The following is a 12,621-nucleotide window of genomic DNA, read 5'->3' as shown; positions in this document are numbered from 1 at the left end:
TCAGAAATCAAATATTGATTCATATATTATCTCAAATCTTCAGAATTTAGCAAATTACAAAAATGTAATCAAGAAAATAAGCTATCTGTCATTTTGGGGTGGCTTAATCATAAATATCAGCTACAGCAAGTTTTGAGGTTAATTTTAATGAATATTCGTAGAGTATTAGTTATAGCAGTAATTCCTTTGATGATTGGAACATTTGGCTTTGTAGGAACTAATCAAGCAAATGCTGATGCTCCTTCTCTGCGTAATCAAGATATTAAAGAACAGCCAAGAACAAATAAAAAACCACAAGTTAAACGTCGCCAAGTCCGTCCACAAGCAAAAAAGAATCTCCCTCAAAGTAATCGTCAAAACACAAATTCTCAGCAAGAATTAAATAGTGAAAAGAATAACCAAAGAGTGAGATTACGGGGGTAGAATCAAGTCAAAAGTTAAAAGTCAAAAGTCAAAAGAAAGATAACTTTTGACTTTCCTGTAGGGGTGTATGTATCTCAAACCCTTACACCCCTTCACCCAGTTTCCACAGACAATCTTTGTGTGTAAGTCCTATTAAAGTTTATGAATACCAAAAATCGTCTATTAAATCGCAGAGAGGCACTGGGTTTATTTAGAGCAGCCGGAACTGCAATATTTGTCGTCGGTTGTCTACCAAGAAAATCTGCTTCTACACAAGAACAAATCAGTGCTGTTGTTCCAGTATCATCTACAGTCAAGACTGCAACATCACCGGGTTGTGTTCTTAGTCCACAGCAAACCGAAGGGCCGTATTTTGTGGATGAGAAACTCAATCGTTCTGATATTCGCATTGATCCTGCTGATGGTGCAATCAAAGCAGGTGTACCTCTGCAATTAACACTGCACATTTCTCAGGTTGGCAGTACTGGCTGTACACCCGTTGCAGGTGCCATTGTCGATATTTGGCACTGTGATGCGTTGGGTGTTTATTCTGACGTGGCAGACCAAAGTTTTAATACTGTGGGTAAAAAGTTCTTGCGTGGTTATCAAGTCACCGACGCGCAGGGAAATGTCCAGTTCACAACCATTTACCCTGGTTGGTACGAAGGCAGAACTGTACATATCCACTTGAAGGTGCGTACACAAGAGAAATATGAGTTTACATCGCAATTATATTTTGACGATGTGATGAGCGATCGCATTTACACCCAAGCACCATACGCCAGCAAAGGACAGCGCATCATCAAGAACGCTGATGACGGAATTTTCCAATATGGTGGCGAACAAATGTTACTCAAGCTGAACACCAATGGAAAAGGTTACACTGCCTCCTTTGATGTTGGACTGCAAATGACGTAATTTCTGCAAAATACTATGCACAAAAATTACAAAAATGTAATCCACAACCAGAGCGAACTGTAATTTTTACTCTGTTAAATAAAAAACATCAACAACTGAACTTTCTAGAGGATAATTATGAAACTCAACACAGCCGCAGTCGTAGCTACAATTTCCATTCTCGCTAGTACATTCGGTGTCATTTCCTTAAATCAAGTCAATGCCGCTAATCCAGCGTCTAAAATTGCTCAAGCTTCCTCACAACCTTCCGACCAACCACCAGAAGGACAACGCCCACCCCGCCCCGACTTTGCCGCCGCCGCCCAGAAGTTAGGTGTCAGTGAACAAAAATTAAAAGAAGCTTTGGGTGTTCCTGCTAATCCTCCTAGTCAAGGTCAAGGGCAAGGGCAACGCCCACCCCGTCCCGATTTTGCCGCCGCCGCCCAGAAGTTAGGTGTTAGCGAACAAAAATTAAAAGAGGCTTTGGGCGTTCCTGCTAATCCTCCCGGTCAAGGTCAAGGCCAACGTCAAGGTAAAGGACAAGGGCAAGGTCAAGGTCAAGGTGATTTCAATCAGCGCCCACCCCGCCCCGACTTTGCCGCCGCCGCCCAGAAGTTAGGTGTCAGTGAACAAAAATTAAAGGAAGCTTTGGGTGTTCCTGCTAATCCTCCCAGCGAAGGTCAAGGTCAAGGACAACGCCCACCCCGCCCCGACTTTGCCGCCGCCGCCCAGAAATTAGGTGTCAGTGAACAAAAGTTAAAAGAGGCTTTGGGCGTTCCTGCTAATCCTCCTGAAGAAAATCGTTCTGAGACAAGAAGATAGGGCAAGAAAATTAATTGCCACCATACGGCGATAGAGTTTGTTCTTCAAAAATAGAACAGACTCTATCGCCGTTTTTTCAGAAAAATAGGACGTAGTTAAAAAACTCTTTCCTACTCCTTACTCCCTATTCCCAACCTTTACAGATAATTTCAACAATCAAAGCAGATCACTATATCTGAGAATTGTAATCTTTATTCATAAAAATCTGAGGTTATTACTTAAGCTAGATTGTATAAATATTACGAATAATTGATTAATATTATTTTCTCCACAACTTTCTTATATTTCATAACTATCCTCGTAGATATAGACAGTTATTTGAATGACAAAATTTCAAGCAAGTGACTGCCTTCATTTTAAAACCCCTTTATATCAATTACTTGTAGAAAAATATGAATTACTGTCCTTGCTGTTCGGAAGTACTTTTACAACATGTACGTGGTTCGGAAATCAATTGGTTTTGCCGCCACTGTTGGCAAGATATGCCTGTCTTAAGTTGTCAGCGTCCTAGTTTATTAGCAGAAGTTATCAGAGAAAAAATACTTACTAAACCTGAATTGCGAGAAAATCTTCCTGTTACAAGTTATGTCAGCACATACAAAAAAATTACTGGTTGGATAGGCGTTAAAGATGCACTCAGTTAACGCAATATTTGGCTTTTTACTACACCCTATAATTCAGCTACATCTTTTATCTGCTCACTAACACATCTGATGCTGCTTATATAGCTAGGCTTTTAGCCAAATCAGGACTTACGCACAAAGATTATCTGTGGAGATTGGGTGTAAGGGTGAAAGGGTTTGGGGTGTAAGGATTTTGAATAAGTACACCCTCGCCAAAACCCTTAATTTTTCGTTTTTATGCGTAAGTCCTAAAAACCTTTACACCGTTCGGCTGAGGCTCACGGCGAAGCCCCTACACCCGTGTCAACAGACGTAAATTCCGACTATTTATCCTTCTCCTGATTGGTGTTCTTGTGACTTTGGCGGCCAGCTTCAGCGTGTTGCTCTTTACTCCCGCCTGGAGTACCTTTTGATTCCGTATCGTCGGAATCTTCAATATCGTCAGCGTCCTCTTTTTGTTTTTTGCGACCGCCACCGTGAGATTGTTTTCCACCTTCACGACCAATTTCAGCCATGTGTTCTCTATCTTTACTGACGGTTTCGCCTCCTTTACGTCCAGCTTCACGCGCTTCTTCAGGGGTAAATTCGTGAGCTGTACCTTTTTCATGAGCAGCGTGTCCACCCTTGCTGGCGATTTCTCGTTGCTTATCTTCATCCATCGAAGCAAAGCCACGTTTACTTGTATCTGACATAATATTGCTCCTGGTCATGAACTATAGTTTTTGACTTTTATAGTCAGTAAAAACTTTTAGCTGATTCACGTTCTCAATTTAGCTATATAAAAAGCAGCTTTCATTGGCCGTAGGAGAGAATCATGCCAGACTAAACCCCAACTTCAGATATATAACCTCAACGCGGCTTTATATCTTTTTGTGTAACTCAGGATTCATACACAGTATTAAGACTGGGGTAGAGGTTGTGAACAGTTCATGTCCGGTAAAAGACTTATCAGAAAAACCGCAGGGAGCAGGGGGAGAAAGAGTTTTGTCTTTCTACACAGATGTATTGAATCATAACTGATTTGCGGGATATGATATTGAACATTTTCCCAAACTCTTGATTTTGTGTGTTTATCGTCAGTTTCGAGTAGAAAAAGCGCCACTAGAAAAATTAGTGACGCTTTTTCTGAATGCCATAAATGTAATTAACTAATGTGGGCTGGGAATTATTCTGAGTGTTTTTGCAGTTGATATGTCAGGGATTGTTGATTATTTGGGGCTACATCATTAGAGGAATAATGGGCGATGACAAATAAAGGTAGGGTTAAGGTTAACAGTGCGATCGCAGTTCCCACAAAGTCTGCCAAACGATGGGAATATGTATCGGTAGTGTTTGCAGACTGACTATTTGAATTCATACAAATTTGAAATTTTTCAACTCACTTGATAAGTTTTATCTCTCGGAGAGAGTCTTGATGCCATTTTAACGATTTTTTACTGACTACTGTGTAGCAGTCACAAAATTGAACCAGTTTGGCAGGTGTCATAACAATAATTTTATCTCCGACAAGATTGATACAAAGTTACAGAAAAACATTTCGGAATTATCTAAGTGAATAATATGTTACGATTCCTTGCAAAGATTTGCCAACTTTTGGTTAAGCATAGGTTAATAAATTGCATCAAAGACTACATTTTTTCTGTTGTGTTGATATAAATTGATAACTTATCTTAAAGCAATTGTTGGAATTATAACATCTGAAAATACTCTAGATAGGTTGGTTTCACAGATTTAGATGATTTTACTCATAAGCAATGTCTACCGAAATCTTACTGAAGACTTTGATACTTTTGATTATCAAACTCAGCCTCACACGCAACCCTATCATTAGTAAATGATTGGATAAAAATACGCTCTAAATCAGCATAGTGAGCAAGAGTAAATTCAGCGATCGCATGAAAAAATAACTTGTTAATTAACTATATTAGTGTTATGTAACATTAATTTTGGTTTGTCAATCTATACATAGGTAGAGTACAAATACTTTGAGAATAAAGTTTTCAGATACCCGACTTCTTCAAGAAGTTGGATATATCTTTGTTAACAAATAATTAAATTTTGATGACAAATAAAAAACCGCCAATAAATGATAGTGGCGGTTGTCTGGTTAAGCAATCGGAGGGTAATTAAAGCTTAATCTCTGAAGTTAGTGGTTGCTGTAGCTGACTTTGCAGTTACTTATTTTCTAAAATTGCCCATTTAAACTATCCTCTGCTATATGTATTCATCGGTTCTTTGATAAATCGAATGTAAAGATGTTTAAACGTAGATTTGATCACACGGGGCATAGCAAAATCTATTGGCATTAACTTATCAGGTAAGCGCCAATCTGAGATTTGTAATAAATCAGGATGTAACAGAGGAAATTCAATTTCATCTAGTTCGGGACAAACCCCCAACCTTTGGGAAGCAGCAACAGTCGGAACTTGCTGGGGTGAAACATTGAGAATTTCTAACATCGCCCTATCTAAAGCAAATACATCTGATGCGGCGGCTAAAATTCCTAAATTCCGAGGTTCTCCACCACTAGGGCCATTACCTTCATGACCAATAATGCCATCTAAAATAGTTAAATCTGGGTTGATTGCTTTCGCTGTTTCTACTAACATTTCCCCAAATCGGTTAGCATCTTTCCCGGCTTCCATGTGCCACCAAGCTTTCATTTTACCGGGAACGCAACCAAATAAATTTTTCACACCCAAGGTTACAGTTAATTGCATGTGTGATTTAACTTTGGGCAAATTAATAACTACATCCGCTTCCATCGCCTCTTTACACAGTAGCAAGTGGTTGAAATTCTCGCTGACTGTGTGGTAACGCTGTCCATGAAATTCGACGATGGGAAGATTGAGTTCTTGGATAAAAGATTGATAACCATTAGCAATGGCGACTCCCTTCGCACTCCCAAAAGCCGGACTGTCGCCTAAAAATGGTTTACCACCAGCTTCGATAACCATTTTGGCAACTTCATAAACCAGTTCCGGGCGAGTAGTACATTCTTTCGTCGGACGTGCGCCTGTGAGGAGATTTGGCTTGAGTAATACTTTTTGTCCTGGTTTGACAAAAGCTGCGATTCCTCCCAGGGGTTCTAGCACAGTGGTTAAGGATTCCCGTAAAGCGTCGCTTTCGTAAGATGTAGCCCTGATTAAGCCAACTGATGATTTGTATGTCTGCATAGGTAAATAATTGCGTGAAGGATGGAATAGCTATGAATATTGAATAACACATTACATGATATTAAATTTTCTCCACAGGGAGCTTAAAATCAGCATTTATCACTCCTATCACCTGACAATGAGGAAATGAGGTTTATAAATAATTCACCACTGATAAACCTAAATTTAGATCAAGAGATCGCACTCTTAAGTGAGAAGTAATCTTTAAATAAATGGATTCAATGTAGATATACCACAACCCTCAAAATCCTTAATATTTCTAGTAACAAGGGTTATGGAATGTATCTTAGCTGTTGCAGCAATAAGCATATCAGCTTGCGCTCGCGGCTGACCTTGAGTTCTCAAAAAGCCTCTCAATTCGCCTGAACACTGGGCAATTTCCGAGGTAATAGGTAAAATTTCACAGTGAGTTGTCAGAAAATTTTCAAACCAAGCTTGGATTCTAACATTAGGCTTGGCTGTTAAACCATAATAAATTTCCTCAACTGTAATAACGCTTAAGTTAATTGATGTTACTGTACCTATCCATGATATTACACCTGGGTTTGGCTTTGGGCGAGTTAATTCACTAATGATATTAGTGTCGCAAAGACTACTCATTTTCATCGCCAATAAAAGGATTGTAGCGATCGCTTCGTGCTGGAATCTCTAGGCTATAATTTTCTTCGACACATAACTGTTGAAGTTCTTGAAAGACTTGAGATAGAGACTTTTTAGCCGTTTGTCGTCGCCAGTTTAAAAATTCTTGAAAAAGTTCAGGGTCTACAACAGCAGCCACTAATTCTTCTTGAGTATAGATTAACTGAGGTTCTTGAGTAGTGGCATTAATTACTAAAGATAGCTGTGTTTGGGCTTCTTCAAGTGTCCATTTCATTCTAAAAATCTCCGTTGATACTGTAACGATACACGATGTTTAGCGACAAGCTGAAGAAGCATCTACACTTTCCAAATAACTATGCTCTCATCAAGGCGATCGCTTTAATAGTGAAAAACGCAAAAGCGATCGCTTCTTATGACTTTAAGATTCTTTCCTCAAGGGTACAATGCTACTCATCTGTTCTAGATTTAACACTTCAGCTAATTCCGCTTCTGTCATTAGTCCTTTTTCTAAAACAATCTGTCGCAAGGATTTCCCAGTTGCTAATGATTCTTTGGCGACTTCCGCAGCATTGAGATAGCCAATGTGAGTGTTGAGTGCGGTGACTAAAGCTAAACTACCTTCGGCGTAGGCTAAACAGCGTTCCCTGTTAGCGGTAATATTTTGAATGCAGCGTTCTGTCAGCACCGCGATGGTATTACCGAGAATTTCGATACTGTGAATCAGGTTATAGGCAATTAACGGCATCATCACATTCAATTCTAATTGTCCGGCTTGGGCGGCAAGAGCGATCGCACTATCGTATCCCATCACCTGGAAACACACCATTGATGTCATCTCTGCCATGACTGGGTTGTATTTCCCTGGCATAATTGAGGAACCTGGTTGGACTGGAGGAAGTTGAATTTCCTTCAAGCCAGTTTTCGGCCCGGAGTCCATCAACCGCAAATCGTGGGATATTTTAACTAAATCCTGGGCTAAGTTGCGTAAAGCCCCAGAAACATTGACAAATGGTGCCATACTCTGCATAGCTGCCATTAACTGCGGCGCAGGTTCTAAAGGCATATTCAGCAATTCTGAGAGAATTTCCACCACACGGGCGCGATACAAAGGATGGGTATTCATCCCCGTACCCGACGCACTACCACCCAAACCCAGCACCATCAAATCTCCAGATGCAGTATAGATGCGGTTTTGATGGTCTGTGAGGATTTGCGCCCAAGCTGCAAAAGTATCACCCAAACGCACAGGTACAGCGTCTTGCATGTGGGTTCTGCCAGATTTGACGATATCTTGAAATTCTACCGCTTTGCTTTCTAAGGCGGCGATCGCTTTTTCTAAGGCTGGGTGTAATGTATGAGTCAGTGCTAATAAACCACCAATGCGAATCGCTGTTGGGATGACATCATTGGTAGACTGTCCGTAGTTCACATGGTCGTTAGGATTAACTTTTTTGTAATTACCTTTTTCGTCACCGAGAATTTCTAACGCCCGATTTGCTAAGACTTCGTTAACATTCATGTGGTGGGAAGTTCCCGCACCAGCTTGATAAACATCTACCACAAATTGGTCGCGTAACTGTCCCGCCAAGATTTCATCGGTGGCTTTAACAATGGCTTGACTAATCTCTGGGGAAATGCAGTCTAATTCACCGTTAACAATTGCAGTAGCTTTTTTAATGAGTAAGCAAGCATCTACGTAAGTATGTAAAGGCTTTAAACCACTGATTGGGAAATTTTCTGTAGCCCGTAGAGTTTGAATGCCGTAATAAACATTACTAGGAATTTGGCGAGCGCCCATTGAGTCGCGCTCAATGCGAAAATTTATATTGTCAGTCATAGTATTGTCTGGATGATCTCGAAATACAGATCATGCCACGTAAATGGCACTCACGCCCTTTTTACTATGTACAATCTTCCAAACTCAAATCAATTTATTTAAGTTAACCTAAGTTTAAACACGCGCAGGTAAATATTATGATTAAAACACCAACTCGCCGGATATCTTTAGAGGAATTTTTACAATTACCAGAAACTAAACCAGCAAGTGAATATATCGATGGTGAAATAATTCAAAAACCTATGCCTCAAGGTAAACATAGTAGACTTCAGTTGCAATTACCTAATGCGATTAATCATGTAACAGAACCCAAAAAAACTGCCCTAGCTTTTCCAGAATTACGCTGTACTTTTGGTGGACGTTCCACAGTTCCAGATGTCGCGGTATTTGCTTGGAATCGGATTCCTGTAGATGAAAAAGGCAATATCGCCAATGTTTTTAATACATACCCAGATTGGACAATTGAAATTCTCTCTCCTGAACAAAAAAGTAGCACCAAAGTTACCAAAAACATTTTACATTGTTTAAAGCATGGTACGAGCTTAGGTTGGTTAATTGACCCAGAGGAATATTGTGTTTTAGTTTATCCGCCTCACCAGCAAATCATATATTTAGATAATGAAGAAGATATATTGCCAGTTCCTGATTTAGTCAGTGATTTAAATTTGACATTGGGGCAATTATTTGGTTGGTTAAAATTATAAATAATTTCTCAACCTAAATCATGACTTTACCTAATTGGATTACTTTTTCTCGCCTTCTCGGTGTTCCATTTTTACTTTACGGTTTGTACAACCAGACAGCACAAGCTAGATGGATATGTTTGGCGATTTTTCTTGTGGCGGCGCTAACAGACTGGTTAGATGGCTATTTAGCGCGGAAACTCAACCAAATTAGTGATTTGGGTAAGTTTTTAGATCCTTTGGTAGATAAATTTTTGGTACTTGCGCCGTTGATGGTGTTAATTGAGTTGGGGAAAGTTCCAGCGTGGGGAGTGTTTTTGATTTTAGCGCGAGAATTAGCGATCGCAGGTTGGCGAGTTAACCAAACAAAAATTTCGGGGGCAAATATTTGGGGTAAGCTGAAGACTGTGAGTCAAATAGTAGCGATCGCATTTTTGATTGCACCGTTACCATCAGCATGGCAAACTCCTGCATTAATCGCCTTTTGGATTTCTGTGACTTTAACTTTAATATCAGGGTTAATTTATCTTTTACCAACAAAAGCTGAGGCATAAGCAAAGTTAACGCAAGGAGAGGTGAAGTATCTTTCAATCTCAATTCATATTCAGATAACTTAACCCCGTAAATCTTTTAGCAAATTTACTTACTTTGCCATTTATTTCCTTAGCCACCAGCTACAATTAAACCTTTCATTTGGCTTGGCGATTTTCGTAGTTTTGTTTTAACCAGTTTTGGTAAGCACCTGAACGTACTTGATTGACCCAATTGGAATTATCTAAATACCATTGCACTGTTTTTAGTAATCCACTATCAAAGTTTTCTTTTGGTTTCCAACCTAATTCACTAATGATTTTATTGCAATCAATTGCATATCTTCTATCATGTCCAGGTCGGTCTGGAACAAAAGTCATCAAAGATGAATGTCTCAAACCAGATTTTGGTGCTAATTCATCAAGAATGGTACAAATTTTTTCTACTACTGTTAAATTTGTTTGTTCATTTAGTCCTCCAATATTATAAGTTTCACCAATTGTCCCCTTTTGCAAAACCAGATAGATAGCTTCACAATGGTCGATGACATAAAGCCAATCTCGAATGTTCTGTCCATCACCATATATAGGTAAAGGCTTACCATCTAAAGCATTTAGAATAGTCAAAGGAATTAACTTTTCGGGAAATTGGCTTGGCCCATAGTTATTAGAACAATTTGTAGTTAAATTAGGCAAACCGTAGGTATGATAGTAAGCTCGGACAAAATGATCAGATGCAGCTTTAGATGCTGCATAAGGACTATTTGGCGCATAAGGTGTATCTTCTCTAAAGGCTGGTTCTTGTGTGCTTAATGAGCCGTATACTTCATCTGTAGATACGTGTAAGAAACGAAATTGCTGCTGATTTTGCGGTGATAGTTTCTGCCAATAAAACCGAGTTGTTTCCAATAAATTAAATGTACCGACTACATTTGTTTGAATAAAAGTTTGGGGGCTGAATATAGAACGGTCAACATGAGTTTCGGCAGCAAAGTTAATAATTGCATTTGGTTGATATTTATCTAGTAAATAACTCACTAATTCAACGTTAGCAATATCTCCTTGTACAAAATGGTAATTTGGGTCATCTTGGAGTAGGGCTAAATTTTCTAAATTACTAGCGTAAGTTAATTTATCTAAATTAATTATATTAAACCAATGATTCTGCCGAGCTAAAAGAATAAAGTTAGCCCCAATAAATCCGGCTCCACCTGTTACTAATACTGTCTGCATACAATTTAATCTATAATAAAATTCAAAAAATAATCGAATAATTTAAGCTAACACGAGCAAAAACCAATAATTAGCTTATCATCTGGATGTTCCTTATGTATCAAACAGACCCGCCTCGACCTGCGAAAGAATCTCTACCTACGATGTATGATCTCAAGAGTGAAGATCCCAAGGAACCTGGCTTGCCTGAAGAATTTCATATTTTCCAACCCCAACTGCTACGCGAGACATTTTCTCCACCAAACTATCGAACAGACGAAATATTTACTGCTAGTGACTTAAACCTCTACTATGATACTCAGCATCCACTATGGTACAAGCTCCCAGATTGGTTTGCGGTTGTAGGTGGTTCTCGTCTCTACGAACAAAAAGATTTACGTTTAAGTTATGTGATTTGGCAAGAAGGTATTGCACCTTTTGTAGTAGTTGAATTACTATCTCCAGGAACAGAAAAAGAAGATTTGGGACAAACTCTGCGAGAAGTAAACCAACCGCCAACAAAATGGGAAGTTTACGAACGAATTTTGCGAGTTCCTTATTACATTGTCTTTGACCGCTACACTGATAAATTACAAGCTTTCCAAATAATTGCAGGGCGCTACAGCGAAATGAATTTAACTACGCCAAGAATTTGGATGCCGAGTTTACAGTTGGGTTTAGGACTTTGGCAAGGCTCTTATCAAGGAATTGAGCGATTATGGTTACGTTGGTATGATGCAGATGGAAATTGGATTCCTACTCCCGTGGAGCAGGAAAGCCAGAGGGCTGAACGATTAGCCGCAAAGTTACGAGAGTTGGGAATTGACCCCAACCAAATATAAATCGCTACACGGCTTGTAAAATTTCTTCGTCTACAGAGAAATCTACTTCCTTCTGATCCCGTCCATTGGCTAGATAATCATTTTTTAAAGAATCTGTTAACCCAGAAATTAAATCATATTCGGGCTGCCAATTTAATTCTGTTTGGGCTTTTTGTACTGATGCGAAGAAATGTTGAAGGCGCATCGGGAAAGCTTTACGCTTGCCAAAATCAAACTTTTTCGGGTCGTAGTGAACTATTTTGACTTCATCAGGTGATTTACCAGCAGCTACAGCACAAGCACGGGCTAAACCATTAAAAGTCACAAAGCGATCGCCTGAAATATTATAAATCTGCCCAATCGCTTTTTGATTGCCAATCACCAAAGACATTGCCGTTGCCAAATCTTTTACGTGACCAAACTGGGTAATATGTAGACCATTACCCGGAATTGGTATTGGGCGATCGCGCACAATTCTATCAAAAAACCAGCTTTCTAAATCGTTGTAATTACTCGGCCCGTAAATATACGTTGGGCGAATCGAAGTAAACGGTAAGCCTTTTTGAGCCAAGTAAGCTTCCGTTTCGTGTTTACCCTTATGGCGACTCTTGGGGTCAATAGCATCGCCTTCAACATGGGGTAATTGGTCAGATTTAAGATAAACCCCTGCCGAACTCATATAAACAAACTGCTGCACTCTACCTTGGAAAATTTCTGCCAATGGCTGAGTATCACTTAATTCTCGACCATTATTGTCGAAAATGATGTCAAAATTCTCTTGTGACAGCTTTTCTTTCAGTTGGGCTGCATCCGTGCGATCGCCTATAATCTGTCCTACCTTGGATGGTACCGGACGATTGCCACGATTGAACAGTACCACCTCATGCCCTTGCTTTAAAAGTATTTCAGTTAGGTAAACACCAATGAACCTAGTGCCACCCATAATTAAAATTCGCATAAATTCCCCTTTTATGTCTAATGGAGGGGCTAGGGGCTAGGGGTTAGAGGTGAGAGGCTA

15 protein-coding genes are annotated in these 12,621 nt (G+C 39.6%); 7 read left to right on the top strand and 8 right to left on the bottom strand.

The features are described 5' to 3' along the window. Positions 1–147: 147 nt before the first annotated feature. The 4 genes from H6G79_RS08535 (at position 148) to H6G79_RS08520 (ending at position 2,765) form a co-directional block, all read left to right on the top strand. Positions 148–423: a hypothetical protein gene (locus H6G79_RS08535; RefSeq protein WP_190588462.1), complete on the top strand. Its 276-nt coding sequence runs from the start codon at positions 148–150 to the stop codon at positions 421–423. A 141-nt stretch (positions 424–564) separates the two neighbouring features. After that, complete coding sequence (locus H6G79_RS08530) at positions 565–1,320, top strand: intradiol ring-cleavage dioxygenase (RefSeq protein ID WP_190588463.1); 756 nt, start codon at positions 565–567, stop codon at positions 1,318–1,320. A gap of 117 nt (positions 1,321–1,437) precedes the next feature. Continuing rightward, positions 1,438–2,121, top strand: a complete 684-nt coding sequence (locus H6G79_RS08525) for a hypothetical protein (protein ID WP_190588464.1) — start codon at positions 1,438–1,440, stop codon at positions 2,119–2,121. A 392-nt stretch (positions 2,122–2,513) separates the two neighbouring features. Further along, positions 2,514–2,765 (top strand): hypothetical protein, encoded by a 252-nt coding sequence (locus H6G79_RS08520; protein WP_190588602.1) that lies wholly within the window; start codon positions 2,514–2,516, stop codon positions 2,763–2,765. Positions 2,766–3,067: 302 nt separating this feature from the next. Here H6G79_RS08520 and H6G79_RS08515 read toward each other — a convergent pair whose 3' ends face one another. The 6 genes from H6G79_RS08515 to H6G79_RS08490 form a co-directional block, all read right to left on the bottom strand. Next, on the bottom strand, positions 3,068–3,436 hold the full coding sequence (locus H6G79_RS08515; protein WP_190588465.1) for a KGG domain-containing protein: 369 nt from the start codon (positions 3,434–3,436) through the stop codon (positions 3,068–3,070). A 473-nt stretch (positions 3,437–3,909) separates the two neighbouring features. Beyond that, positions 3,910–4,101 (bottom strand): hypothetical protein, encoded by a 192-nt coding sequence (locus H6G79_RS08510; RefSeq protein ID WP_190588466.1) that lies wholly within the window; start codon positions 4,099–4,101, stop codon positions 3,910–3,912. Between the two features lie 847 nt (positions 4,102–4,948). After that, a complete protein-coding gene (locus H6G79_RS08505) occupies positions 4,949–5,920 on the bottom strand; it encodes a DUF362 domain-containing protein (RefSeq protein WP_190588467.1) in 972 nt (323 codons plus the stop codon). A gap of 204 nt (positions 5,921–6,124) precedes the next feature. Then, on the bottom strand, positions 6,125–6,520 hold the full coding sequence (locus H6G79_RS08500; RefSeq protein WP_190588468.1) for a type II toxin-antitoxin system VapC family toxin: 396 nt from the start codon (positions 6,518–6,520) through the stop codon (positions 6,125–6,127). After that, the gene (locus H6G79_RS08495) at positions 6,513–6,794 is read right to left on the bottom strand and encodes a prevent-host-death protein (RefSeq protein ID WP_190588469.1); all 282 of its coding nucleotides are present in this window, start codon (positions 6,792–6,794) and stop codon (positions 6,513–6,515) included. Before H6G79_RS08495 ends, H6G79_RS08500 begins: the two co-directional genes overlap by 8 nt. A 144-nt stretch (positions 6,795–6,938) precedes the next feature. Further along, positions 6,939–8,357: an aspartate ammonia-lyase gene (locus H6G79_RS08490; protein ID WP_190588470.1), complete on the bottom strand. Its 1,419-nt coding sequence runs from the start codon at positions 8,355–8,357 to the stop codon at positions 6,939–6,941. Between the two features lie 137 nt (positions 8,358–8,494). Here H6G79_RS08490 and H6G79_RS08485 point away from each other — a divergent pair, with 137 nt between their 5' ends. Together H6G79_RS08485 and pgsA are read left to right on the top strand one after the other, a co-directional pair. Further along, a complete protein-coding gene (locus tag H6G79_RS08485) occupies positions 8,495–9,061 on the top strand; it encodes a Uma2 family endonuclease (protein WP_190588471.1) in 567 nt (188 codons plus the stop codon). Positions 9,062–9,081: 20 nt separating this feature from the next. After that, positions 9,082–9,594 carry a CDP-diacylglycerol--glycerol-3-phosphate 3-phosphatidyltransferase gene (gene pgsA / locus H6G79_RS08480; RefSeq protein WP_190588472.1) on the top strand — a complete coding sequence of 171 codons (513 nt, stop codon included), beginning with the start codon at positions 9,082–9,084 and terminating at the stop codon, positions 9,592–9,594. Positions 9,595–9,729: 135 nt separating this feature from the next. On the opposite strand, the gene rfbB is transcribed toward pgsA, so the two are convergent. Continuing rightward, positions 9,730–10,803, bottom strand: coding sequence for a dTDP-glucose 4,6-dehydratase (rfbB, locus tag H6G79_RS08475; RefSeq protein ID WP_190588473.1), 1,074 nt, complete (start codon positions 10,801–10,803; stop codon positions 9,730–9,732). Between the two features lie 95 nt (positions 10,804–10,898). Between rfbB and H6G79_RS08470 the strand changes: the two genes are divergently transcribed. Continuing rightward, positions 10,899–11,624, top strand: a complete 726-nt coding sequence (locus tag H6G79_RS08470; protein WP_190588474.1) for a Uma2 family endonuclease — start codon at positions 10,899–10,901, stop codon at positions 11,622–11,624. A 4-nt stretch (positions 11,625–11,628) separates the two neighbouring features. Here H6G79_RS08470 and H6G79_RS08465 read toward each other — a convergent pair whose 3' ends face one another. Then, positions 11,629–12,561: an NAD-dependent epimerase/dehydratase family protein gene (locus H6G79_RS08465; protein WP_190588475.1), complete on the bottom strand. Its 933-nt coding sequence runs from the start codon at positions 12,559–12,561 to the stop codon at positions 11,629–11,631. Positions 12,562–12,621: the final 60 nt, after the last annotated feature.

It is taken from the genome of Anabaena sp. FACHB-83 (genome assembly GCF_014697485.1).
Taxonomy (GTDB): domain Bacteria; phylum Cyanobacteriota; class Cyanobacteriia; order Cyanobacteriales; family Nostocaceae; genus Nostoc_B.
This window is presented reverse-complemented; position numbering and strand designations above follow the sequence as displayed.

What these genes read in the sequence shown, in the direction of transcription:
- H6G79_RS08535 (WP_190588462.1), top strand. Translation starts at nt 148, where the DNA reads ATGAATATTCGTAGAGTATTAGTTATAGCAGTAATTCCTTTGATGATT.
- H6G79_RS08530 (WP_190588463.1), top strand. Translation starts at nt 565, where the DNA reads ATGAATACCAAAAATCGTCTATTAAATCGCAGAGAGGCACTGGGTTTA.
- H6G79_RS08525 (WP_190588464.1), top strand. Translation starts at nt 1,438, where the DNA reads ATGAAACTCAACACAGCCGCAGTCGTAGCTACAATTTCCATTCTCGCT.
- H6G79_RS08520 (WP_190588602.1), top strand. Translation starts at nt 2,514, where the DNA reads ATGAATTACTGTCCTTGCTGTTCGGAAGTACTTTTACAACATGTACGT.
- H6G79_RS08515 (WP_190588465.1), bottom strand. Translation starts at nt 3,436, where the DNA reads ATGTCAGATACAAGTAAACGTGGCTTTGCTTCGATGGATGAAGATAAG.
- H6G79_RS08510 (WP_190588466.1), bottom strand. Translation starts at nt 4,101, where the DNA reads ATGAATTCAAATAGTCAGTCTGCAAACACTACCGATACATATTCCCAT.
- H6G79_RS08505 (WP_190588467.1), bottom strand. Translation starts at nt 5,920, where the DNA reads ATGCAGACATACAAATCATCAGTTGGCTTAATCAGGGCTACATCTTAC.
- H6G79_RS08500 (WP_190588468.1), bottom strand. Translation starts at nt 6,520, where the DNA reads ATGAGTAGTCTTTGCGACACTAATATCATTAGTGAATTAACTCGCCCA.
- H6G79_RS08495 (WP_190588469.1), bottom strand. Translation starts at nt 6,794, where the DNA reads ATGAAATGGACACTTGAAGAAGCCCAAACACAGCTATCTTTAGTAATT.
- H6G79_RS08490 (WP_190588470.1), bottom strand. Translation starts at nt 8,357, where the DNA reads ATGACTGACAATATAAATTTTCGCATTGAGCGCGACTCAATGGGCGCT.
- H6G79_RS08485 (WP_190588471.1), top strand. Translation starts at nt 8,495, where the DNA reads ATGATTAAAACACCAACTCGCCGGATATCTTTAGAGGAATTTTTACAA.
- pgsA (WP_190588472.1), top strand. Translation starts at nt 9,082, where the DNA reads ATGACTTTACCTAATTGGATTACTTTTTCTCGCCTTCTCGGTGTTCCA.
- rfbB (WP_190588473.1), bottom strand. Translation starts at nt 10,803, where the DNA reads ATGCAGACAGTATTAGTAACAGGTGGAGCCGGATTTATTGGGGCTAAC.
- H6G79_RS08470 (WP_190588474.1), top strand. Translation starts at nt 10,899, where the DNA reads ATGTATCAAACAGACCCGCCTCGACCTGCGAAAGAATCTCTACCTACG.
- H6G79_RS08465 (WP_190588475.1), bottom strand. Translation starts at nt 12,561, where the DNA reads ATGCGAATTTTAATTATGGGTGGCACTAGGTTCATTGGTGTTTACCTA.